14 protein-coding genes are annotated in these 24835 nt (G+C 72.1%); 8 read left to right on the top strand and 6 right to left on the bottom strand.

Annotated features, from left to right (window positions below):
- Positions 1-100: 100 nt before the first annotated feature.
- Genes HD596_RS04345 through HD596_RS04320 form a run of 6 tightly spaced genes read left to right on the top strand, consistent with a single transcriptional unit; the run spans position 101 to position 15722 of the window.
- Positions 101-6403 carry a non-ribosomal peptide synthetase gene (locus HD596_RS04345; RefSeq protein ID WP_185067993.1) on the top strand — a complete coding sequence of 2101 codons (6303 nt, stop codon included), beginning with the start codon at positions 101-103 and terminating at the stop codon, positions 6401-6403.
- Positions 6400-11877, top strand: coding sequence for a non-ribosomal peptide synthetase (locus HD596_RS04340; RefSeq protein ID WP_313042706.1), 5478 nt, complete (start codon positions 6400-6402; stop codon positions 11875-11877). The genes HD596_RS04345 and HD596_RS04340 overlap by 4 nt, the downstream gene beginning before the upstream one ends.
- Positions 11874-12965 carry a saccharopine dehydrogenase NADP-binding domain-containing protein gene (locus HD596_RS04335; RefSeq protein WP_185067992.1) on the top strand — a complete coding sequence of 364 codons (1092 nt, stop codon included), beginning with the start codon at positions 11874-11876 and terminating at the stop codon, positions 12963-12965. The genes HD596_RS04340 and HD596_RS04335 overlap by 4 nt, the downstream gene beginning before the upstream one ends.
- Positions 12962-13996: a Gfo/Idh/MocA family oxidoreductase gene (locus tag HD596_RS04330; protein ID WP_185067991.1), complete on the top strand. Its 1035-nt coding sequence runs from the start codon at positions 12962-12964 to the stop codon at positions 13994-13996. Before HD596_RS04335 ends, HD596_RS04330 begins: the two co-directional genes overlap by 4 nt.
- Positions 13993-14736: a thioesterase II family protein gene (locus HD596_RS04325; protein WP_185067990.1), complete on the top strand. Its 744-nt coding sequence runs from the start codon at positions 13993-13995 to the stop codon at positions 14734-14736. Before HD596_RS04330 ends, HD596_RS04325 begins: the two co-directional genes overlap by 4 nt.
- Positions 14737-14747: 11 nt before the next feature.
- Entirely contained in the window at positions 14748-15722 is a 975-nt protein-coding gene (locus HD596_RS04320; protein ID WP_185067989.1) for a methyltransferase, read from the top strand.
- Between the two features lie 50 nt (positions 15723-15772).
- On the opposite strand, the gene HD596_RS04315 is transcribed toward HD596_RS04320, so the two are convergent.
- The 5 genes from HD596_RS04315 to HD596_RS04295 form a co-directional block, all read right to left on the bottom strand.
- The gene (locus HD596_RS04315; RefSeq protein ID WP_185067988.1) at positions 15773-18265 is read right to left on the bottom strand and encodes a PEP/pyruvate-binding domain-containing protein; all 2493 of its coding nucleotides are present in this window, start codon (positions 18263-18265) and stop codon (positions 15773-15775) included.
- 220 nt (positions 18266-18485) lie between these two features.
- Positions 18486-19121 carry a response regulator gene (locus tag HD596_RS04310; protein WP_185067987.1) on the bottom strand — a complete coding sequence of 212 codons (636 nt, stop codon included), beginning with the start codon at positions 19119-19121 and terminating at the stop codon, positions 18486-18488.
- Between the two features lie 3 nt (positions 19122-19124).
- Positions 19125-20426 (bottom strand): sensor histidine kinase, encoded by a 1302-nt coding sequence (locus tag HD596_RS64635; RefSeq protein WP_221519181.1) that lies wholly within the window; start codon positions 20424-20426, stop codon positions 19125-19127.
- Positions 20423-21145: an ABC transporter permease gene (locus HD596_RS04300; RefSeq protein ID WP_185067986.1), complete on the bottom strand. Its 723-nt coding sequence runs from the start codon at positions 21143-21145 to the stop codon at positions 20423-20425. Before HD596_RS04300 ends, HD596_RS64635 begins: the two co-directional genes overlap by 4 nt.
- The gene (locus tag HD596_RS04295; RefSeq protein WP_185067985.1) at positions 21142-21858 is read right to left on the bottom strand and encodes an ABC transporter ATP-binding protein; all 717 of its coding nucleotides are present in this window, start codon (positions 21856-21858) and stop codon (positions 21142-21144) included. The genes HD596_RS04300 and HD596_RS04295 overlap by 4 nt, the downstream gene beginning before the upstream one ends.
- 161 nt (positions 21859-22019) lie before the next feature.
- On the opposite strand from HD596_RS04295, the gene HD596_RS04290 reads away from it, so the two are divergent.
- Together HD596_RS04290 and HD596_RS04285 are read left to right on the top strand one after the other, a co-directional pair.
- A complete protein-coding gene (locus tag HD596_RS04290) occupies positions 22020-22865 on the top strand; it encodes an ABC transporter ATP-binding protein (RefSeq protein ID WP_221519180.1) in 846 nt (281 codons plus the stop codon).
- Entirely contained in the window at positions 22862-23713 is an 852-nt protein-coding gene (locus tag HD596_RS04285) for an ABC transporter permease (protein ID WP_313042689.1), read from the top strand. The genes HD596_RS04290 and HD596_RS04285 overlap by 4 nt, the downstream gene beginning before the upstream one ends.
- 304 nt (positions 23714-24017) lie before the next feature.
- Here HD596_RS04285 and HD596_RS04280 read toward each other — a convergent pair whose 3' ends face one another.
- Positions 24018-24746, bottom strand: a complete 729-nt coding sequence (locus HD596_RS04280; protein WP_313042686.1) for a 4'-phosphopantetheinyl transferase family protein — start codon at positions 24744-24746, stop codon at positions 24018-24020.
- Between the last annotated feature and the right edge of the window lie 89 nt (positions 24747-24835).

The raw sequence follows: 24835 nt of genomic DNA, 5'->3' as shown, positions 1-24835 counted from the left end.
CGGGCGTGATGCAGGCACTACTCGATAGGCGGGTTCTCTCGTGTCGGACAAAGCCGTCGTCCCCCATGCCCCTTCCACCTCTCCGCCGACCCTCGAATCGATGCGCGCGGACATCGCGGGCCAGCTCGACCTCGACCCCTCGGCGGTCACCGACCACGCCGACCTGATCAGCCTGGGGCTCGACTCGCTCCGCGCGATGAGGCTGGCCGGACGATGGCGGCGCGCCGGGGCCGGCATCGCGTTCAGCGAGCTGGCGACGGAGTTCACGCTCGCGGCCTGGTGGTCGCTGGTCGGCTCGCGGCTGTCCCCGCCCGCGCAGGTCCCCGCGCCGGAGCCGGTCGTGGACGAGGCGGCGCCGTTCCCGCTCACCCCGGTCCAGCTGGCGTACTGGATCGGGCGCGGCGACGGGCAGGTCATCGGCGGGGTCGGCTGCCACGCGTACCTGGAGTTCGACGGTTCCGGCATCGACCCGGCGCGGCTGGAGCGGGCCGTACGCGCCCTGATCGACCGGCACGGCATGCTGCGCGCGATCTTCCACGACGACGGCACCCAGCAGATCACGGACACCAGCCCCTGGCCCGGCCTGACCGTGCACGATCTGACCGTGCACGATCTGACGGGGCACGGTCTCGGCGAGGAGGCCGCGGCGGCCGTCAGGGAGCGGCTGTCGCACCGCCGCTTCGACGCCTCCAGGGGCGAGGTGTTCGACGTACGGCTGTCGCTGCTGCCGGGCGGCCGCTCCAGGGTGCACTTCGAGGTGGACTTCCTGGTCGCCGACGTGCTCGGCCTGCAGATCCTGCTGCGGGACCTGGCCAGGCTCTACCTGGACCCGGACCGGCCGCTCCCCGCGCCGGCCTGCTCGTTCCCCCGATATCTCGCCGCCCGCGACGCCGAGCGCGCGGCGCGGCGCGTACGGGACCAGGAGTACTGGCGCGGCCGGCTGGACGAGCTTCCCGGCGCGCCCCAACTGCCCCTCGCCGTGGAGCCCGGCCGGATCGCCCGGCCCCGCTTCGTCCGCCGCGAGAGGTGGCTGCCCCTCGACTCTTGGCGGCGGATCCAGGAGCAGGCCCGCGCGTACGGGCTGACCCCCGCCATGGTGCTGGCCGCCGCCTACGCCGAGGTGCTCGCCGCGTGGAGCGGCGAACCGCGCTTCCTCCTCAACCTGCCGCTGTTCGACCGGGACGAGACCGTGCATCCGGACGTGGCCGACCTGGTCGCGGACTTCACCAACCTGATCCTGCTGGCCGCCGACCTGTCCGAGACGCAGCCGTTCGCCGAGCGCGCCAGAACCCTGCAGGCCCGCTTCCGCGCCGACGCGCGGCACACCGGGTACTCCGGCGTCGAAGTGCTCCGCGACCTGGCCCGCAACGGTGAGCACACCGGGGCTCCGGTGGTGTTCGCCTGCAATCTGGGCACCGAGCTGATCGTGCCGGAGGTACGCGAGGCGTTCGGCGCTCCTGGCTGGATGATCACGCAGACGCCGCAGGTGTGGCTCGATCACCAGATCAACGAGTACGACCAGGGGCTGCATCTGGCGTGGGACGCGGTGGAGGAGTTGTTCGCGCCGGGGGTGTTGGATGCGATGTTCGCTGCTTATGGGGGGTTGTTGGAGTGGCTGGCTGAGGGGGACTGGTCGGTTGCTGCTCCGGTGGGGTTGCCTGCTGGTCAGGCGGTGGTGCGGGAGCGGGTGAACAGCACGTCGGGGCCGTTGCCGGAAGGTGTTCTGCACGGGCGGTTCTTCGAGTGGGCGCGCCGTGAGCCCGATCGGGTGGCGTTGATCGCTGACGGCCGGGTGGTGTCGTATGGCGCGTTGGCGGATCGGGCGTTGCGGGTGGCGGGGCATCTGCGGGCGGCCGGGGTCGTGCCTGGGGATGCGGTGGGGGTGGTGCTGCCGAAGGGGCCGGATCAGGTCGCGGCGGTCCTGGGCGTCCTGGCTGCTGGTGGGGTGTATGTGCCGGTGGGAGTGGATCAGCCGGTGGCGCGGCGGGAGCGGATCCTGTCGCGGGCGGGTGCGCGTCACGTCCTGACCGGTCTGCCCAGTGAAGAGCAACCGGCCGAGCTGGTGGCCGTCGCGCCGGATATGTCGGCGTATGTGATTTTCACGTCGGGGTCGACGGGTGAGCCGAAGGGGGTGGAGGTCTCTCATCGGGCGGCGTTGAACACGATCGAGGACATCAACCAGCGCTTTGGTGTGGGGCCGGATGATCGGGTCCTGGCGGTGTCGGCGTTGGACTTCGACCTGTCGGTGTATGACATCTTCGGCCTGCTGTCCGTGGGTGGCGCGCTGGTACTGCCCGAAGAGGGCGAACGGCGCGACGCCCAACGCTGGGCGGAGCTGTGCGCCGCGCACGGGGTGACGATCTGGAACACCGTCCCGACCTTGCTCGACATGCTCCTGCACACCGCAGTTCCTTCGAGTCTGCGGTTGGCGTTGGTGTCGGGTGACTGGGTCGGGTTGGACCTGCAGGCGCGGCTGGCCGCTCACAGTGCGTGCCGGCTGGTGGCGCTGGGCGGGGCGACGGAGGCGGCGATCTGGTCCAACGCGTGGGAAGTGGACGGGGTCCCGGCGCATTGGACGTCGATCCCATACGGATTGCCGCTGCGTAATCAGCGCTACCGGGTGGTGGACCGGCGTGGTCGGGACTGCCCGGACTGGGTGGCGGGGGAGTTGTGGATCGGCGGCGCCGGGGTGGCGGTCGGATATCGGGGTGATCCGGAGACGACGTCGGCCAAGTTCGTCGAGCACGAGGGCGAGCGGTGGTATCGGACGGGGGATCTGGGCCGGTACTGGCCGGATGGGACGTTGGAGTTCCTGGGGCGGGCCGATCATCAGGTGAAGATCCGGGGGCATCGGATCGAGCTGGGGGAGATCGAGGCGGCGCTGGAGGCGTCTCCGCAGGTGGCCCGTGCGGTGGCGGTCGCGGTCGGGGATCGGCGGCAGCGCCGGTTGGCTGCTTTCGTCACCCCGGAGGATGTCGATCTCGACAAGCTGCGCTCGTTCCTGTCTGACCGGCTGCCCGGCTATGCCATCCCGCCGACGATCACCGTACTGGACCGGCTGCCGCTGACCGCCAACGGCAAGATCGACAGAAGTGCACTCGCCGCCCTGGTCGTCGAGACAGCGGACAGCGCGGTCCAGGAGCCGCCCGTAGGGCCGGCCGAGACCGTGCTCGCCAGGATCTGGGCCGATCTGCTGGAAGTCCCGGCCGTGCAGCGTACGGACAGCTTCTTCGCCCTCGGCGGCGACTCCCTGCTCGCCACCCGCATGATCGCGCGCCTGCGTGCGGAAGGCGTCGCCGACGCCCGGCTGAGCCTGCTGTTCGAGAGGCCCGTGCTGGCGGACTTCGCGGCCACCTTCACCATGGGGCAGGCGGCCGCGCCCGCTCCCGTGCTGGTCCCGGACGTCGAGCACCGGCACGACCCGTTCCCGCCCACCGAGGTCCAGCGGGCCTACTGGCTGGGCCGGGCCGAGCACTTCACGCTCGGCGGCGTCGGCTGCCACTTCTACACCGAGTTCGACGGCGACATCGACCTCGACCGGCTGGAAACGGCCTGGAACCTGCTGATCGAGCGGCACGAGATGCTGCGCGCGGTCTTCGAGCAGGACGGGCTCCAGCGCATCCTGCCCGAGGTGCCGCCCTTCGCCATCGCCGCCGCCGACAGCGTCGAGCAGCTGCGCGAGCAGATGTCGCACCAGGTGCTCGACGTGTCCAGCTGGCCGCTGTTCGACGCGCGGGCCGCCCGCCACGACGGCGGGGTGCGGCTCGGCGTCAGCTTCGACAACATCATCGTCGACGCGCTCAGCATGATGGTCTTCTTCGCCGAACTCGACCAGCTCTACCACGACCCCGAGGCCGTCCTGCCGCCGATCGAGGTGTCGTTCCGCGACTACGTGCTCGCGCAGACGCCCGATCCGGCGGTCTTCGAGACGGCCAAGGAGTACTGGGCCGCCCGGCTGCCCGAACTGCCGCCCGCCCCCAGGCTGCCGCTGCGCGTGGACCCGGCGATGATCGACCGGCCCCGGTTCGCCCGCCGCGAGTTCCGGATGCCGGCCGAGCGGTGGCGTACGATCACGGATCTGGCCAGGCGGCACGAGCTGACCCCCGCCACCGTGCTGGCCGCCGCCTTCGGCGAGGTGCTGGGCAGGTGGAGCGGCCAGGAGGCGTTGACGCTCAACCTCACGCTGTTCGACAGGCGGGAGGTCCATCCTGACATCCACCGCGTGCTCGGCGACTTCACCTCCCTCCTGCTCGCCGGCTACCGGCCGGGAGCCGGCTGGCTGGACGGGGCGCGCGGGCTGCAGGAAGAGGTGTGGCGCGGGCTCGAACACGGCGAGGTGTCGGCGGTCTGGGTGATGCGGGAGCTGGCCAGGCGGAGCGACTCGATCGAGATGACCATGCCGGTGGTGTTCACCAGCACGCTCGGGGTCGCCGGTGCGTTCGGGCCTTCCTTCGCCGAGCAGGTCTGGGGGGTGTCGCAGACCCCGCAGGTCTGGCTGGACAGCCAGGTGGGGGAGGTCGAGGGCGATCTGCTGGTCCGTTGGGACGCGGTGGAGGAGTTGTTCGCGCCGGGGGTGTTGGATGCGATGTTCGCTGCTTATGGGGGGTTGTTGGAGTGGTTGGCGGAGGGGGACTGGTCGGTTGCCGCTCCGGTGGGGTTGCCTGCTGGTCAGGCGGTGGTGCGGGAGCGGGTGAACGCCACTTCGGGGCCGTTGCCTGAGGGTGTTCTGCACGAGGGGTTCTTTGAGTGGGCGCGCCGTGAGCCGGATCGGGTGGCGTTGGTCGCTGACGGCCGGGTGGTGTCGTATGGCGCGTTGGCGGATCGGGCGTTGCAGGTCGCGGGGCACCTGCGGGCGGCCGGGGTCGTGACGGGCGATGCGGTGGGGGTGGTGCTGCCCAAGGGGCCGGATCAGGTCGCCGCTGTTTTGGGTGTGCTTGCCGCTGGTGGGGTTTACGTCCCGGTGGGGGTGGATCAGCCGGTGGCGCGGCGGGAGCGGATCCTGTCGCGGGCGGGTGCGCGTCACGTCCTGACCGGTCTGCCCGGGGAGGCGCGGCGGCTGGCCGAGCCGGTGATGGTCGCGCCGGATATGTCGGCATACGTAATCTTCACGTCGGGGTCGACCGGAGAGCCGAAGGGGGTGGAGGTCTCTCATCGGGCGGCGCTCAACACGATCGAGGACATCAACCAGCGTTTCGGCGTGGGGCCGGATGATCGGGTCCTGGCGGTGTCGGCGTTGGACTTCGACCTGTCCGTCTTCGACATCTTCGGCCTGCTGTCGGCGGGCGGTGCGCTTGTCCTGCCGCAGGAGGATGAGCGCCGGGATGCGCAGGCATGGGCCCGATTGTGCGCCGCGCACGGGGTGACCATCTGGAACACCGTCCCGACCCTGCTCGACATGCTCCTGCACACCGCAGTTCCTTCGAGTCTGCGGTTGGCGTTGGTGTCGGGTGACTGGGTCGGGCTCGACTTGCAGGCGCGGCTGACCGCGCAGAGTGCGTGCCGGCTGGTGGCGCTGGGTGGGGCTACGGAGGCGGCGATCTGGTCCAACGCGTGGGAGGTGGACCGGGTCCCGGCGCATTGGACATCGATCCCTTACGGGCTGCCGCTACGTAATCAGCGTTACCGGGTAGTGGACCGGCGCGGCCGGGACTGCCCGGACTGGGTGGCGGGAGAGCTGTGGATCGGCGGGGCTGGTGTCGCCATCGGCTACCGGGGTGATCCGGAGACGACCTCGGCCAAGTTCATCCAATGCGAGGGCGAGCGTTGGTATCGCACGGGGGATCTGGGCCGGTACTGGCCGGATGGGACGTTGGAGTTCCTGGGGCGGGCCGATCACCAGGTGAAGATCCGGGGGCATCGGATCGAGCTGGGGGAGATCGAGGCGGCGCTGGAGGCGTCTCCGCAGGTGGCCCGTGCGGTGGCGGTCGCGGTCGGGGACCGTCGGCAGCGCCGGTTGGCTGCTTTCGTCACCCCGGAGGATGTCGATCTCGACAAGCTGCGTTCGTTCCTGTCCGATCGGCTGCCCGGCTATGCCATCCCGCCGACGATCACCGTACTGGACCGGCTGCCGCTGACCGCCAACGGCAAGATCGACAGGAGCGCTCTGGCCACCCAGCTGGAACCCCTCCCGGATGACGACCCACCACGCCCGGGCACGGAGACGCTGCTCGCCGAGCTGTGGGCCGAGCTGCTGGAGATCCCGCAGCCGGGCCGGGGCCAGAGCTTCTTCGCCCTCGGTGGCGACTCCCTGCTCGCCACCCGCTTCGCCGACCTCGTACGGCGGCGGCTCGGCGTGGAGCTGTCCCTGCGCCGCTTCTTCGCCACTCCCACCATCGCCGACTGCGCCGAGGCGATCGGCCTGACGGCGGACGACACCCAAGAGACGGAAGAGGGCGTGCTGTGACCCAGGCACCGGCCGTACACGAACTCATCGCCGACATGGAGGCCGCGGGGATCCGGCTGTGGGAGGACGACGGCAGCCTCCGCTTCCGGGCGCCCAAGGGAGCGCTGACCGAGGAGCGGCGCGCGGCGCTGGTCGGCGCGAAGCCCGAGATCATCGCGCACCTGCGCCGCGAGTCCGAAGCCGAGACGGTCCGGCCCGAGCCCGAACGCCGCCTCGACCCCTTCCCGCTGACCGACGTGCAGCAGGCGTACCTGATCGGCCGTAACGACGCGTTCGGCTATGGCGGAGTCGCCTGCCACGGCTACGTCGAGGTCTCCTTCCCCCGGCTCGACCCCGAACGGGTGCAGGCCGCGTGGCGTGCCCTGATCGCCCGCCACGACATGCTCCGCGCCGTGATCCACCCCGACGGACACCAGCAGGTGCTGGCCGAGGTCCCCGCGTACGAGGTCCGCGTGACGGACCTGCGCGGCACAGACCCGGAGGAGCGGCTCGCCGCCATCCGCGAGGAGATGGCGAACACGGTCTATCCGGCGGGCAGCTGGCCCCTGTTCGAGCTGCGGATCTCGCTCACCGATCGCGGAGCCCTGCTGCACGCCTCGATCGACCTGCTCATCGCCGACTACGTCAGCATCCAGCTGCTGCTCGGCGAGCTGCACCTGCTGCACGAGAACCCGGACGCCGACCTGCGGCCCGTCCCGGTCAGCTTCCGCGACTGCCTGCTGGCCCTGCGCGCGCAGCGCGAGAGCGCCCGATACGACCGGGACCGCGCCTACTGGTGGGGACGGATGGACGACCTGCCGCCGGCGCCCGAACTGCCCGCACTCGACCAGGCCGCCGCGGACGCCCGGTTCCGGCGCTGGGAGAGCAGGGTGGAGCCGGCGGAATGGGCGCGGTTACGCACCAGGGCCGCCGCGGCCGGGATCACGCCGTCGCAGGCCGTGCTGGCCGCCTACGCCGAGGTCATCGGGAGGTGGAGCCGCCGGCCCAGGTTCACGCTCAACCTGACGCTGCTCGACCGCCCGCCGCTGCATCCGTACATCGACCGGGTCGTCGGCGACTTCACCACGCTCAACCTGCTCGCCGTCGACACCACGCCCGGACGGTCCTTCGCCGAGCGCGCCCACGCCATCGGCCGGCAGCTCTTCGCCGACATGGAGCACCGCCGTTGCGGCGGCATCGAGGTCATGCGCGAGCTGGCCCGCCGGCGCGGCCGGGACGCCGCGCTGATGCCGGTGGTGTTCACCAGCGCCATCGGGCTCGGCCGTGACGACGCCGAGCACGGCACGCCGGAGTACGGCATCAGCCAGACGCCCCAGGTGTGGATCGACTGCCAGGTCAAGGAGCACCAGGGCGCGCTGCTGGTCAACTGGGACGTGCGCGCGGGGGTGTTCCCCGAAGGGCTCGTGGACGACATGTTCGCCGCCTTCACCGCGCTCCTGCACGGCCTGTCCTCGGACGGGACCTGGTCGTCCGCGTCCCCCGTCGAGCTGCCCGGAGCGCAGGCGCGCCGCCGCGCCCTCGTCAACGCCACCGCCGCGCCGCTCCCGGACGGGCTGCTGCACGAGGAGGTCGTGGCCCAGGCACGCCGCACGCCGGAACGAACCGCCGTCGTCACGGGCGCCGGCTCGATCACGTACGGCGAGCTGCTGGACCGGGCCGCCGGGGTGGCGCGGGCGCTGCGCGAGGCGGGGCACCAGCCCGGCGAGATCGTCGCCGTGGTCATGGACAAGGGGGTCGAGCAGGTCGTGGCGGTGCTCGGCACGCTGCTGGCCGGCGGCGCGTACCTGCCGGTCGACACGGGGCAGCCGCCGGCGCGGCGCGACCGCATCCTCGCCGACGGCTCGGCCCGGCTGGTGCTCACGCAGTCCTGGCACGCCGAGCACGACTGGATCCCCGTCGACACCCTCCCACCGGCCCACGCCGAGGACGCCCTCCCGCCAACCCGCGTCGAGGACGGTGGTGGCCGGCGGCGTCCTGACGACCTGGCCTACGTCATCTACACCTCGGGCTCGACCGGCGTGCCCAAGGGCGTGATGATCAGCCATCGGGCCGCCCGCAACACCATCGACGACATCAGCGCCCGCTTCGGCGTCGGCCCGGACGACCGGGTGCTCGGGCTGGCCAACCTGGGGTTCGACCTGTCGGTTTACGACATCTTCGGGCCGCTCGCCGTCGGAGCGGCCCTCGTGCTGCCGGACCCGTCCCGCCGGGGCGACCCGGCCCACTGGGCGGAGCTCGTCGCCGGGCACCGGGTCACCGTGTGGAACTCGGTGCCCGCGCAGCTCCAGATGCTCCAGCACTACCTGGACGCGGAGCCCGCGGCGGAGCTGCCCACGCTGAGGCTGGCGATGCTGTCGGGCGACTGGATCCCGGTGGCACTGCCCGGCCAGATCCGCCGCCGCGTGCCGGGACTGGACGTGATCAGCCTGGGCGGGGCCACGGAGGCCGCGATCTGGTCCATCTACCACTCCGTCGGTGACCCGCTGCCCGGCTGGGCGAGCGTCCCGTACGGCAAGCCGCTGGCCAACCAGACCTTCCACGTGCTCGACGCCGCCATGCGACCCTGCCCCGACTGGGTGCCGGGTGAGCTGTACATCGGCGGCGCCGGCGTGGCGATCGGCTACCTCGGCGATGAGGGCAGGACCGCCGAGCGCTTCGTACGGCACGGCGGCGAGCGCCTCTACCGGACCGGCGACCTCGGCCGCTACCGGCCCGACGGCAACATCGAGTTCCTCGGCAGGGAGGACTCCCAGGTCAAGATCCGTGGCCATCGGATCGAGCTGGCCGAGGTGGAGACCGCGCTGCAGGCACACCCCGCGGTCGCGGCCGGGACCGTGATCGTGGACGGCGACCGCGCGCTGGAACGCCGCCTGATCGCCTTCGCCCAGCCCGCCGCACGCGAGGACGACATCGCCTTCGCCCAGCCCGCCGCACGCGAGGACGACGGCGCGCCGGCCGAGCAGACCGGAGCAGGCGACACGCCGGATGTCGCGGGTGCGGCCGAAATGGCGGCGGGCGCGGCGCTGGAGGGTGTCGATCTGGCGCGCGTCGTGGCGGTGGCCGAGACGCTCGACGAGATCGCGCTCGCTTCCATGGCGGCGGCGCTCCGTACGGGCGGCCTGTTCACCACCGAGGACGGCCACGGCCTCGAGGAGATCCTGACCGCCGCGCGGGTCGCGCCGGACCACCACCGGCTCGTCCGCCGCTGGCTCGCCGCGCTGCACGAGCGCGGACGGCTCGACCGCGACCCCGACGGGCGGTACCGGAACCTGCGCGGCGACACCGGCGTGGAGCCGCTGTGGCGCCAGGTCGAAAGCCTGACCGAGGGGCTCGACTACGGGGCCGAGCTGATCGGGTTCCTGCGGGTCAGCACCACGCACCTGCCCGAGCTGATGCGCGGCGAGCTCGACGCCCGCGAGCTGCTGTTCCCCGAGGGCGACATGGGGACGGCCGAGGGCGCGTACAAGGACAACGTGCTCAGCAGGTACGTCAACCGCATCGTGCGCGCGGTGGTCGGCCGCGTGGCCGAGCACCACACCGGCGGGCCGCTGCGCGTCCTGGAAGCGGGCGCGGGCGTGGGCGGCACCAGCGCCGAGCTGATCCCGGAGCTGGCCGGACACCAGGTCGAGTACGTCTTCACCGACCTGTCGCGGTTCTTCCTCACCCAGGCCGCCGAACGGTTCGCCGACCACCCGTGGGTGCGCTACGGCCTGTTCGACATCAACGCCGACTACCGCGCCCAGGGCTACGAGCCGAACTCCTTCGAGGTCATCCTCTGCGCCAACGTCCTGCACAACTCCCACGACGCCGCCGCCGTGCTGGCCAGGTTCCGCGAGCTGCTGGTGCCCGGCGGGTGGCTGGTGTTCATCGAGACCACCCGCGAGCACGTCCAGATCATGAGTTCGATGGAGTTCCTGATGAACCCGCACGACTACGCCGACGTGCGGCAGGGCCGCGACCGGACGTTCGTCACCCGCGACGAGTGGCTCGACCTGCTGCGCGGGGCAGGCGCCCGTACGCTCGCCTGCCTGCCCGGGCCGGGCGACCCGCTGGCGTCCCTCGGGCAGTGCGTGTTCGCGGCCCGCTTCCCCGACGACCGGGAGCGGATCGACCTGGCGGAGCTGCGGGCGTTCCTCGCCGAGCGGCTGCCCGACTACATGCTCCCGGCCCACGTCCAGGTGGTCGACGAGCTGCCGCTGACGGACAACGGCAAGATCGACCGGGCGCGGCTGCGTGCCCTCCTGCCGAGCACGGCCGGAGAGAGCGCGACCGGCGGCGAGGAGCCGCGCGACGACCTCGAACGGCGGCTGGCCGCCCTCTGGGCCGAGCTGCTCGGGCTCCCGCGCGTCTACCGGGACCAGGACTTCTTCGCCCTGGGCGGCGACTCCCTGCTGGTCACCCGCCTGGCCGGGCGGGTGCGCGAGGAGCTGGCGGAGGCGAGCGGCTTCTACTGGGACAGCCTGGTACGCCAGCTCGTCAACCAGCCGACCGTCGCCGCGCTGGCCGCCCACCTCCGCCAGGCCCGCGACGACCGCGAGCAGGGGCTGCCGAGAACGCCCGCCAGCCCGCTGGTACGCCTGTCAGGTGATGGGGGCGACGGTCCGGTGCGGGTGCTGCTTCACGACGGCACCGGCACCCTGACCCCGTACCGGGCGCTCGTCCCCGAGCTCTCCGGGGCGCCGCTGCTCGGCCTGGTGATCAACGACGCGGAGCGCTACCTGGAGCTGGACCCCGCGCAAGCGGTCGAATCGCTGGCCGGATCGTACGCGCGGCTCCTGCTGGAGGAGGGCGCGCCCGGCTACCACATCGTGGGCTACTGCATGGGCGGCCTCATCGCCACCGAGGTCGCCCGCCGCCTCACCGAGGGCGGCGCGGTCGTCGACGGGCTCACCGTCATCAGCAGCTCCCGCTTCCCCTACCGGATCAGCGACGAGCTCATGCTGGAGTACGGCTTCGCCCAGGCCTGCGGCCTGGACCCGGCGCGGCTCGGCTACCCCGGCGGAGACCTCGCCCGGGCCCTGCGCGTCGTGCTGGAGTCGTCGCCCGGACACGTGCGCGAGGGCAGCCTGGCCGCGCTCGCCGGCAGCGCGGATCCCGGCCTCGCGCGGATCGGCCGCCACTTCGCCGAACTGGCCGCCACCTCGCCCCCGGACCGGCTGGCCGCCGTCGCCCGCGCCCTCGGCCATCCGCAGGAGCGGGTGGACCTGGCCTACCGGGTCTTCCGGCAGAGCTTCACGGCCGTCACCCACTACGACCCGGAGCCGTACGCGGGCGACATCACGTTCCTCCGCCAGCGCGGCGTCACCAACCTCGTGCCGACCCTGCAGGACGACATGACGGACTTCTGGCAGAACCTCTGCCTGGGCCGGCTCACCGCGCTCGACATCGAGGGCGACCACTTCAGCTGCCTCAGCGGACCGTACGCGGCCGGCGTGGCGAAACTGGTGACCGAGGTGACCGGGGTGACCGCGTGATCGGCGTACTCGGCGGGTACGGCGCGGTCGGCGGCACCGCGGCCCGCCTGCTCGCCGGCCACCCGGGGCTGCGCGTGGGCGGGCGGGACGGGGCGGCGGCCCGGCGCTTCGTCGACGCGGAGCTGGACGGGCACGGTGAGGCGTGGCAGGTGGACGCGCTCGACGCGGCCGAGCTCGCCCGGTTCTGCGCGGGCTGCCGGCTCGTCGTGAACTGCGCGGGCCCCTCCTACCTCCTGCGGGACCGGGTGGCGCGGGCCGCGTTCGCCGCCGGGGCCGACTACGTGGACGCCGCCGGTGACGCCACCGCCTTCGACGGACCGACCGCCACGGGCACGGGCACAGGCACGGGCATGCAGGGACGTACGGCGGTGCTGTCGGCGGGAATGCTCCCCGGCCTCACCGGCCTCGTGCCCCGCCACCTGGCCGCCGCCCTCGCCTCCCCGAACGTCGGGCTCCGGCTGGACGTCTACACCGGCGGGCTGGACCGGCTCACCCCCGCCGCCGCCGGTGACTTCCTGCTGGCCGGCCAGGAGGAGCAGGGCGCCGCGCTGGCCGCGTGGCGGGACGGCGCCAGGGTCGCCCGTGCCCTGACCCCCGTCCACGACGTCCAGCTCCCCTACTTCCCCGGACCGGTCACCGCCTACCCCTACCTGAGCGCCGAGGCCGAGCGGGTGGCCAGGGAGCTCGGCCTGGCCGAGGCCCGCTGGTACAACGTCATCACCGGCGACGGTGTCCTCGCCGCCGCGAGCACCGCCGGCCAGGCCGCCGACCTGACCCGCGCCGCCGAGCTCGAACTGGCCGGGCGCACCCCGTACTACGTCCTGCTCTTCCAGCTCAGCGGCCCGCACGGCACCCGCACCCTGGCGCTGCGCACCCGCGACTCCTACGCGCTCACCGCCGCGGTCGCCGCCCACGCGGCCAGGGCGGTGCTGCGCGGCGAGGTCCCAGCGGGGCTCCATCACGCCGACGCCGTGCTCGACCCGGCCCGGGTGCTGGCCGACCTGGAGCCCGTGGCGAAGATCGAGATCACCGAGGCGGTGGCGCCGATCGACCTGGTCGCGCCGGTGTTCGAGGAGGGCGCGCTGTGAAGCGGGTGGTGGTGTGCGGGACGAAGTTCGGCCAGGTCTACCTCTCCGCGCTGCGGGACGGCCCCTTCGAGCTGACCGGCGTCCTCGCCCGCGGCAGTGCCCGATCGGCCGCGTACGCCCAGGAGTACGGGGTCCCGCTGCTCACGGACCCCGACCAGGTGCCCGAGCTCGCCGACCTGGCCTGCGTGGTCGTACGGTCGGGAGTCGTCGGGGGAGAGGGCAGCGAGCTGGCCGGCGCCCTGCTGGCCCGCGGCGTGCACGTGCTGCAGGAGCATCCGCTGCACGCCGACGAGCTGGCCCGCTGCCTGCGCACCGCCCGGGCCGCCTCCGCCGTGCACCACGTGAACACCCTGTACGTCCACCTCGACCCGGTACGCCGGTTCATCGAGACCGCCCGCCGCCTGTTCGAGCTCCAGCGGCCCCTCTACGTGGACGCCGCGTGCAGCGTCCACGTCGCCTACGCCCTGTTCGACATCCTCGGCCGCGCCCTGGGCGCGTTACGCCCGTGGACGTTCACCGCCCCGGCCCCCGGCACGCCCTTCACCTGCCTCACCGGAACCGTCGGCGGCGTGCCGCTGACCCTCCGGGTGCAGAACCAGATCGCGCCCAACGACCCCGACGCCCACCTGCACCTGCTCCACCGCGTCACGGTGGGGACGGAGGGCGGCAGCCTCACCCTCGTCAACACGCACGGCCCGCTCGTGTGGAGCCCCCGCATGTACGTCGGCCGCGACGCCGACGACCGCTTCGACACCGGCGCGGACCACCTGCGCCTGCCCAGCGCCAGCACCATCGGCCCGGCGCACGCGCCCACCTTCCACGACATCGTCACGTCCGTGTGGCCCGACGGCGTCCGGCGGGCGCTGTCGGAGCTGCGCCAGGACGCCGAGGAAGGGCGGGACCCGCTGCGCCAGGGCCAGTACCACCTGACGCTCAGCCGCCTCTGGCTCGACGCCACCGCCGCGATCGGCCGGCCCGAGCTGCTGGTCCAGACGGCACCACGCCCCCTGTCCGCCGCGGAGCTCACATGAACTGGTTCCACTGTTACCGGCCCAAGCCGTACGCCGGGCTGCGGCTGTTCTGCTTCCCGCACGCGGGCGGCTCCGCGAGCTTCTACCGGAGCTGGCACGGGGACGCGCCGCACTCCATCGAGGTACGCGCCGTGCAGTATCCCGGACACGGCGATCACCGCGCCGCCCCGCTCGTGGACGACGCCGTCCACCTCGCCAAGCTCGTCACCGACGCCATGGCGCCGCTGCTCGACCGGCCGGTCGCGCTGTTCGGGCACAGCATGGGGGCGCTGATCGCGTACGAGGTGGCCCGCGCGCTGGAGGCCAGGGGCAGGGGCGTGACGCACCTGTTCGCCTCCGGCCGGCACGCCCCCCACGAGCACCGCCCCGGCGACACGCACGCCCGCTCCGACGACGAGCTTGTGGACGAGCTGGTCCGGCTCGGCGGCGTGGAACGGGAGCTCATGGACGATCCGGACATCCGCGAGCTGGCCCTGCCCGCCGTACGCAACGACTACCGGCTCGACGAGACCTACCGGCACCGGCCGGGCGGCGTGCTCGCCTGCCCCGTCACCGCGCTGCTCGGGAGCGACGACCCCGAGGTGACCGCCGGGCAGGCGGCGCGATGGGGCGAGCTCACGAACGACCGATTCGCCCTCCGCGTGATGGAGGGCGACCACTTCTACCTGGTGCCGCGGCAGGGCGACGTGATCGCCGAGGTGTCCCGCGCCGTCGCCACCGCGTGGCCGTCCACACCCTGAGGAAGGATTCGATGGAGCAGGATCTGATGCGCATCCTCACCGGAGGATGGGTGGCGCAGGCGACCTTCGCCGCGGTGCGCCTGGGCGTCCCGGACGTGCTGGACGGGCGGCGCCTGGCCCCCGAGGAGATCGCCGAGGAGGTCGGCGCGCACCCCGGCGCGCTGCACCGCCTGTTACGGCTGCTCGCGGGCGTGGGCCTGGCCGACGCCGACGGCGACGACAGGTACGGGCTGACCCCGATGGGGGCGCAGCTGCGCGGCGACGCGCTGGGCCCGCTGGCCACCCTCTACGGCGAGGACTATTTCGCCTCCGCCTGGGACGGCCTGGCACACGCGGTCCGCACCGGGGAGCCGGCGTTCGAGCACGTCCACGGCGAGCCCGTCTTCGCGCACCTGGCCGGCGACCCGGGCAAGGCGGCCGTCTTCAACGCCGGGATGGCGGCGGGCGCCTCGTTCTTCCGCGGTGTCCCCGACGCCTACGACTTCTCCGGCGCCCGCCGGGTGGTCGACCTGGCCGGCGGCACCGGCGCCCTCCTGGCCACGGTTCTGCGGAGCAGCCCCGCGGCGCGCGGCGTGCTGTTCGACGTGCCGGAGGTGGTCGAGGCCGCGCCCGCGCACCTGTCGCGGATGGGGGTGCTGGACAGGTGCGAGCTGGTCGGCGGCGACCTGTTCGACTCCGTGCCGGAGGGCGGCGACGTCTACGTGCTCTCGCGCGTCCTGCACGACTGGGACGACGAGCGCTGCGCCGTCCTGCTGGCCAACTGCGCCAAGGCGATGGAGCCGGGGGCCGAGCTGCTGATCGTCGAACGCGTCGTCGGGCAGGACTCGTACCTGCCGCTGGCGTTCGACCTGCACATGATGGTGATGACCGGGGGACGGGAGCGCACCGAGGCGGAGTACCGCGCGCTCCTGACGGAGGCCGACCTGACCCCGGGCAGGCTGCTCGACCTGCCGCTCGGGATGCGGCTGCTCACCGCCACCCGCTGAAGAACGGAAGGCGCCGGGCTCGTGGAGAGCCCGGCGCCTTTTACATGACCTCAGCTCAGCACGAGCGCCCGCGCCGACTCGCCGATCACCTCGACGCTGCCCTTGCTGCCGTCGACGCGGATCCGGTCACCGTCCCGCACCAGCATCGTGGCGTTCCTGGTCCCGACCACGGCGGGGATCCCCAGCTCGCGGGCGACGATCGCGGCGTGCGACAGGGGAGCGCCGACGTCGGTGACGACGGCCGCCGCACGCGGGAAGAGCAGCGTCCAGCCCACGTTCGTCACCGTCGTCACGAGGATCTCGCCCTCGCCCAGCCGGTCGCCCTCCGCCACCGACGCCAGCACCCGGGCGGTCCCCTCGACCACGCCGGCCGCGCCGGGGAAGCCGCTGATGGTCTGCGACGGGGGCGCCGCCGTGGCCTCGGCGTCGAACACGTCGCCGCGCCGGTGCGGGTCCGCGGCCCACCGCTCGGGGTCGAACCGGCCGCGGATGACGCCCGGGTACGGCGGCAGCGCCTGGTACAGCTCGTACGTGGCCCGCCTCCTGGCGACGTACGACAGCGGCCGGTTCCAGCCGCGCAGCACGCCCAGGATCTCCTCGATCGTCAGGAAGAACAGATCGTCGCCCTGACCGCTCACCTCGCCGGCACGCAGGACGAAGTCGCGCACCATCCAGAACCCGCGCATCATCTCCGACCGCGTCTCCTCGCGGGAGCGGACGATCGCCTCCCAGCGGTCGATCTGGCGGCGGAACTTCTCGGCCTGCCTCGGGTGACGCTCGCGGAAGCGCCGCCAGGCCGCCGCGCTCGCCGCCTCCTGGCGTTCGAGCAGCGCGGTGGGGTCGACCGTGAGGCCGGCGAGCTGCTCGTCGATCCACGCCGGGTCCTCCACCGGCCGGGCGGCCGAGACCTCGAACTCGTCGGGGCAGCGGTGCCCGTACCTGCGGACGTACTCCTCGCGGGAGATCTCGCCGCGCTTGAGCCGGGCCAGCCCGAGCAGCGGGCCGAGGCTCTCCAGCCGGCCGTCCCGGGCCTGGATGCCGGACATCAGCACGGTGGCGTCCGCCTCTCCGACCAGCTTCGTCAGCCGGGCGCCGAGGTAGACCAGCGAGCCGGCGTCCTGGCGGGCGGCGGCGGCCAGCATGCGGTTGCACTCGTCGAACCTGGGCTCGATCTCGCTCTGCCAGAGCGCCACCAGGTCGTCGCTCTCGGCGATCATGGCGCGGAGCTCCTCCGTGCGGCGGGGGGCGTCCGCTATGTACTCGGGGATCCGCTCCACGAGCTTCTGGATCTCGCGGCGGCCGCCCAGCATCGGCCGGGCCGCCCTGAGGGTCTGCCAGCGCGACATCGGCAGCAGCGGCGTCTGCACGCCCTCGGGCAGCCTGCCGTAGACCGGCTCCTGCGCGTCCTTGATCTTCTTGGTCATGCCGAGCGCCCTGCCGAGGGAGGCGGTCAGGCTCATGTTCATGTAGACGCGGCCGCCGATGTTCCCGCAGATGGGGTGGCCGCCGAGGTCGCCGACGATCATGATCTCGGAGATGAACGCCTGCACGAGCGACCAGGTGCACGGCGTCATGACGCTGGGGATGGCCTCGCCCAGGTTGCCGTTGGTCCACAGGTAGTCGCCCTTGAGCGAGTCGTTCCACACCTCGCGCTGGCCGGTGATCGGCCTGGCCTGCAGGATGTGCGGGCGCCCGTCGTGCAGGGCCCACTCGATGTCCATCGCGCGGCCGTACAGCTCCTCGATGGCCAGGCCCAGCTCGGCCAGCCGCGTCGCCTGCGCCGAGGTCAGGACCGGCTCGTCGCGCCTGGCGGGCGGGACGGGCTCCTCCCGGGTGCCGTCCTGGGTGCGTACGGTCATGACGGCCTTGGACGCGATGCGCTCCTCGACGACCGTGAGGCCGGCGCGGTCGATGGTGATCGTGTCGGGCGTGACGAGGCCGCCGACGACCGCCTCGCCCAGACCCCAGGCGGCGTTGATGGTCAGCCGGTCGTGGGGGGAGACCCGGTCCTCGGTGAACAGCACGCCCGCCGCGTCGGCGGGCACCAGCTCCTGGACGACGACAGCGATGGCCACCTGGTCCCGCGGGATGTCGTGGCGGTCGCGGTAGGCGATCGCCCGGTCGGTCCAGAGCGAGGCCCAGCAGCGCTTGACCGCGTCCAGGACCTGTGCGGCGCCGCGGATGTTGAGATAGCTGTCCTGCTGCCCGGCGAACGACATCCCCGGCAGGTCCTCCGCGGTCGCCGACGACCGGACGGCCACCGCGGCGTCCTCGCCCAGCGTGGCGTACGCGGCCAGGATGTCCTCGGCGATCTCCGGCGGGATCTCGCGCCCGGCGAACAGCGCCTGGATCTCCCCGGCGTCCCCGGACAGGATCGCCTCGCTCAGACCGTGGCGGGAAACGAAGTCGCGGTAGGCGCCGGTGGTGACGTGGAAACCCGCCGGCACCGGCAGCCGGGCCCTGGCCAGGCGCGCCAGGGATTCCCCCTTGCCGCCGACGATCTCCAGCTCGGCCCTCGGGTCGGCCAGGGCAAGCGTGTTCATGAGCTCATCTCCAAATCCTTCCGGACGATCTCCAGGAACCGATTCGGCGGCACGCGGAAAGAATTCAGCAGGGGAAAAAGGAAATGCGGTGGCCATATTTGACACACCGCTTGACTCGTCGCGCTCGGGGCGGGAAAGGTGCCCTCGGTAGAGATGGAACGGCCGCCTGTTCCACGGTACGAAGCCCCCGCGGGGGCGGCACACCCCTAGGCGCCCTTAATCAGCTGTCGGCGCCCGGCCTGAGCAGGCCCGTCTCGTAGGCGGCGGCGACGGCGGCCGCACGGTCGTTGACCTCGAGCTTGGCGAAGATGTGCAGCAGGTGCGTCTTCACGGTGGCCTCGGTGATGAACAGCCGCTTGGCCACGTCGCGGTTGGTGGCGCCCCGGGAGATGAGCGACAGGACCTCCAGCTCGCGGCGGCTGAGAGGCTGCTGGCGCGGCGCGCGCAGCTTCTGCGTCAGCACGCCGGCCACGGAGGGGGACAGCACGGTCTCGCCGCGCGCCGCCGCCTGCACGGCGCGGCGCAGCTCGGCGCGCGGGGTGTCCTTGAGCAGGTAGCCGGTCGCCCCCTCCTCGATGGCCGGCAGCACGTCCACGTCGTCGTCGAACGTGGTCAGCACGAGCACGCGGACGTCGGGCGCCTGCTCGCGCAGCCGGCGGATGAGCTCCGCGCCCTTCATCCGCGGCATGCGCAGGTCGGTGAGGACGACGTCGGGATTGGTGCGCTCCACCACGGCCAGCGCCTCGAACCCGTCCCCCGCCTCACCGACCACCTCGAACTCGTCGTCGGTGAAGATCCCGCGCAGCCCGTCGCGGACGACCGGGTGATCGTCCACGATGATCAGCCGAATCGGCATGTCTCACCCGGCGTTTCTGGATCGGTCGGATGGCTCGAGGCCCGGCTCGGCGGGGATGGCGGGGACGGTGGCGGAGATGCCGGTGCCCTCGCCGGGGGCCGACTCGATCTGGAAGTCGCCCGCCAGCCTGGTCACGCGCTGGCGCATGGACAGGAGGCCGAAACCGCCCGTCTCGGAGGCGGGCGCGGCCGGCAGGCCCGGTGGCTCGGGGACGAAACCGGCTCCGTCGTCGCGTACGTCCAGCACCACGACATCTTCCATGTACGACAGAGTGAGGGCAACTCGTCCGGCGGAAGCGTGCTTGGCGACATTCGCCAGCGCCTCCTGCGCCACCCGCAGCAGGGTGATCTCCACCTCCGCGTGCAGCGGCCGGGCGTCGCCCGTGACCTCCAGGGACGAGAGCACCCCGCTGGCCTGCGACCACTTGCCGGAGACGTCCTGGAGCGCGGCCGGCAGCTGCGACTCGGCCAGCGGCGCGGGACGCAGGGCCTGCACCGACCTGCGGGCCTCCTTCAGGCTGTCCCTGGCCAGCGTGCGAACCGTGTCAAGGCGGGCACGAGCCGCCTTGACGTCGTCGAGCGCCTCCTCGGCGGCCTCCACCTGGGTGACGATGGCGGTCAGGCCCTGCGCGATCGTGTCGTGGATCTCCCTGGCCAGCCGCTGCCGCTCCCCGAGCACCCCGGCCTCGCGGGCCCTGGTCAGCAGCTGGGACTGCAGGTTCGCGTTCTCCGCGGCGAGGGCGGCCAGCCTCGCGCCGGTCTCCTGGAGCTGTGCGATCATCACCCTGCGGCTCTCGTTCTGGTCGGAGATGGTCTGGACGACCAGGCCGACCGCGGAGGCGACCAGCGCGGCCACCAGGAACGAGAAGAGCATCTGGCCCGGGCTCCGCCCGGCCTCCGGCCGCATCGAGACCAGCACCCCCGCGGTCGCGGCCACCCCGGCGTAGGCCCACCAGCGGGGCAGCAGCGCGAAGGACTGGATGAACACCGCCGGACCGGCCACCGTGAACACCGAGTCGATGCTGACCAGCGCCCCGATGGCGGCGAGCAGGACGGCGAAGTAGACGAGCGCGACGAGGTGATGCCTGATCCACTCCGGGTGCGCGCCGACCATGAACCAGTGCCAGGCCATCGCGAACAGCGCCAGGACCAGCGTGTCCGCCCGCCAGCTCTGCAGCAGGGAGAAACCGGCCGGGAGCAGGATGAACAGGTAAGGCAGGTAGGGCCAGACCCGGTCCCATCGTGAAGGGCCGGGGCCGGTGGAGGTGACCACCGGCCCCGGCCCTTCACGGTCGACTCTGCTCACCACCGGAAGGCCTTGATGGCGACACCGCCGGCGACGAGGCAGATCGCGAGCATGACGGCCAGCGAGATCGGGGACATCGCGCTGCCCTCCCAGCCGGCGCGGATGGCCTGGACGGCGGGTGCCATCGGGGTCAGGTCACCGATCGCCCGCATCGAGCCGCCCATGCTCTCGCGGGGGATGATGGCGCCGGAGATGAAGACCATCGGGAAGAACAGGCTCAGCCCGATCACGGTCGCGCCGCGGCCGGAGGGCACCACGGCGCCGAGCAGGAAGCCGATGGCGCTGAGGCTGAGCGCGGCGAGGAGCCACGCCACGACCACGCCGCCCACGTTGGCGGGGGCCGAGGCGCCGTAGACGAAGAAGCCGATGGCCACCAGCAGCGCCGTGCCGAACACGGCCAGCAGCATGTGAGCGACCCACTGGGCGCCGAACAGCATGCCGGGCGAGGCCGGCGTGGCCCGCAGCCGCTTCAGCACCAGGCGCTCCCGGTACTGGGCGACCGTGGCCGGCAGGATGACCAGCGCGGCCATGCCGATGACGAAGGTGGTCAGCATCGGCACGTTGGCGTCCGCCAGCGACAGCCCGCTGGGCAGGGAGCCGCCGTTGCGCAGCTTGACCCAGAGCATGATCGCGGGGAAGGCCAGCGCGAAGAACGCCGACATCGGGTCCCGTGCGATCAGCTTGAGCTCGACCGCGATGACCTGAGTGATGCCTCTCATGCCGCCTGCCCTCCCGTCAGAGCGAAGTACGCGTCCTCGAGCGATTCGGTACGGCCCTGGGCCTTCAGCTCGCCCGGGGTGCCGTGGGTGATGACGCGGCCCTGGTCGATGATGGCCATGCGGTCGCACAGCGCCTGGGCCTCGTCCATGAAGTGGGTGACCAGCACGACGGTCACCCCGCGGTCGCGGATCTCGCGGACCAGGCCCCACGTCATGCGGCGCGCGGAGGGGTCCAGGCCGGTGGTGAGCTCGTCGAGGAAGACGACCTCCGGGTTGCCGACCAGGGCCAGCGCGATGAACAGGCGCTGCTTCCAGCCGCCCGACAGGCTCCGGAAGCTGGAGCGCTGCCGCTCGGTCAGCCCCCACTCGTCCATGAGGGCCCTCCAGTCGGCGGGCTTGTCGTAGAAAGAGGCATACATCTTCAGCGCCTCGCCCACCTTGAGCGCGTCCGGCAGGGCCGCCTCCTGCAGCTGAACGCCGATGCGCGGAAGGAGCCGGCGCCGGTCGGTCTGCGGGTCGAGGCCCAGCACGCGCAGCACACCGCCGTCGCGCTGCCGCAGGCCCGCCATGCACTCCACGGTCGTGGTCTTGCCCGCTCCGTTGGGGCCGGCGATCCCGAAGATCTCGCCCTTTTCCACCTTCAGGGATACGCTCTCGAGAACCTGCTTGCCTCGGTAGCTCTTACTCATACCCTCGATTTCGATGACTGTCATGTTTACAGAATCATCGGTGGCCGAGACTTCCGACATCCTCCGAACGGTTGATAGGGGGTCAGCTCCTTGATTTGGGGTCCGACCTGCGGCTTAGACGTATGACCAGGTGAAACCCTAAATAGGGGTGTCGGCGGCGGAGCCGATCCCCAACCCTGATGGGTATGAGCGATACAGCGGTGCGCGTACGTGAGCTGCGCAAGCGATATGGCGACGTGGTCGCCATAGACGGCGTCGACCTGGACATCGCCAGGGGTGAGGTGTTCGCGCTCCTCGGCCCCAACGGCGCAGGCAAGACGACCACTGTGGAGATCCTCGAAGGGCACCGCCGCCGCGACGCCGGCGACGTCGACGTGCTCGGCGAGGACCCCGGCCAGGCGGGCAGGTCCTGGCGCGCCAGACTCGGCATCGTGCTGCAGTCGGCCACCGACGCCGCGGAGATGACCGTCCGGGAGATGGTGCACCACTACGCGACCTACTACCCGAGCCCGCGCGACCCCGACCACGTGATCGAGCTTGTAGGGCTCACCGGCAAGGCCGACGTCCGCACCCGCCACCTGTCCGGCGGCCAGCGGCGCAGGGTCGACGTGGCGCTCGGCGTCGTGGGCAATCCCGAGCTGGTCTTCCTGGACGAGCCCACCACGGGGTTCGACCCCGTGGCCCGCCGCCAGTTCTGGGACCTGATCTCGCAGCTGGCCGACGAGGGCACCACCATCCTGCTGACCACCCACTACCTGGACGAGGCCGAGGCGCTGGCCGACCGGGTGGGAGTGATCGTGGGGGGCAAGGTCGTCGCGCTGGGGGAGCCGTCCACGCTGGCCGGCCGCGCGCAGGCGATGGCCACCGTCAGCTGGACCGGCCCGGACGGGGAGCGCAGCGTGAAGACGGCGACGCCCACGCAGGTGGTCGCCGAGCTGGGCCGCCAGTTCGAGGGGGAGATCCCGGAGCTGGCCGTGACCCGGCCGACCCTCGAAGACATCTACCTCGGCCTGATCGGAGACCAGCCGTGACCACCACGATGTCGAGACCGACGACCCGCATCCCCGCCGCGAGCTCGGTGAGCCTGCCCAGCGCCTGGAGCCTGGCGCTCAAGCGCGGCGGGCTGGAGCTCAGGAGCTTCTTCCGCACCAAGAGCCAGTTCATCGTCATCTTCTCGCTCCCGGCGATCATGCTGATGCTGCTGGGCGCGATGCAGATCAACAAGCCGGCCATCGCCGGGATCACAGGCGCCCAGATCCTCACGGCGGGCATGATCGGCGCCGGCGTGATGGGCACGTCCTTCCAGAACCTGGGCATCAACATCGCGCTGGAACGCCATGACGGAACGCTGAAGAGGCTCTACGGCATGCCGCTGCCGCGGATGGCGTATTTCGGCGGGAAGGTCATCCAGGTCCTGGTGTGCATGATCGCCGAGGTCGCCATATTGGTCACGGTGGGAGCACTGCTGTTCGGCATCCAGGTACCCACCTCTCTCGACCGGTGGCTGACATTCACCTGGGTGCTCCTTCTCGGCGGTACGGCCTGCGCGCTCCTGGGCATCGCGGCCGGCAGCCTGCCGAAGTCGACGCGCGGGGCCAACGCGGTGATCACGCTGCCCTTCCTCATCGTGCAGTTCTGCTCCGGCGTCTTCATGCCCTTCTCCGACGTGCCGGGCATTCTCCAGTTCTTCGCGTCGCTGTTCCCGCTCAAGTGGATCACCCAGGGCATGCGCTCGGTCTTCCTGCCCGAACACGCGGCGGCCCTGGAGCCCTCCGGCTCGTGGCAGCACCCGCTGACCGCCATCGTGCTCGCCGCCTGGTGCGTCGGCGCGCTGCTGCTGTGCCTGAAGACGTTCCGCTGGACGGCCAGGGACAGCTGACTTCGAACCTCGTGACGGTGGCGGGTCGTCCGAACGCCACCGTCAGTCGCATGCCCGGCCGCTGTGCCGGGCTTTCGCGTCGGCGGGCCCTCGCGCGTCGTCACTGGGAGCGGGAGCCGTTCACCGCCTTGCGGTTCGCGGGGAGGGGCGGCCGCATGCCGGCGGGCGCAAGGAGGAGCGGGTGCGTGTGGCGCGGCGCGCCGGGAGGGGGCGCGTGTGGCGCGCCGTCGCCGTGCCCGGACGGAGACGCGGCCGGAGACGCGGAGTCGGACGCGGCCGGTGGGGGCCGCGCCGTCCGGCCGGGTCAGACCTTGGCGGGCTGGGCGGCGGGGCGCCTGAGTGCCGGGCGGCGGCGGGTGGCGGAGCCGGTGGCCTTGACGATGGCGGTGACGATGAGCCCGTCCTGGGCCTTCCACGTGCCGGAGAAGCCCGTCAGCTGCCGGCCCTCCACGTGCGGCCCGGTCACCAGGAGCCGGGCGGAGAACGTGCCCTGCACCGGGTTGAAGGTGAGGATCGCGTCCTCGAAGTCGAGCCACCGCTTCGCCAGCGGGAACCAGGCCTTGTAGACCGACTCCTTCGCCGAGAACAGCAGGCGGTCCCATGCGACGTCCGGGTAGTCGGCGGCCAGTGCGCTCAGCGACTTGCGCTCCTCCGCCAGGGAGACCGCCTCCAGGACGCCGTACGACAGCGGCTGGTTGGGCTCGGCGTCGATGCCGATGGTGATGGTGTCGGCGCCGGGGCTGACGACGGCGCCGCGGTAACCGGCGCAGTGGGTGATGCTGCCCACGAAGCCCTTCGGCCACTGAGGCTCACCGCGCACGCCCGGCAGGAGGGGCTGCTCGGGCAGGCCGAGCAGCCCCATCGCGGTCCTGGCGCACATGCGTGCCGTGGCGAACTCCTTGCGCCGGCTCTCCACCGATCGGCTGATCACCTCTTCTTCCCCAGGGAAGAGCACCGCGTCGTGGTCGTCGAACGTGTCGACCGCCACCACCCACGGCGGGAGGATGCTCCCGATGAATGCATTGGTGTTCACAATTCCACGCTAGGCAGGGCCTTCGCGGAAGAAAATGTTCGGGCGCTTGTTCTCGGGCTCTCCGGAGACGGTTGCGGGGTGAACCTACC

The organism is Nonomuraea jabiensis (assembly GCF_014204795.1).
Taxonomy (GTDB): domain Bacteria; phylum Actinomycetota; class Actinomycetes; order Streptosporangiales; family Streptosporangiaceae; genus Nonomuraea; species Nonomuraea jabiensis.
Note: the sequence above shows the minus strand (reverse complement) of the source record. Positions and strands in the feature narration are given on the sequence as shown.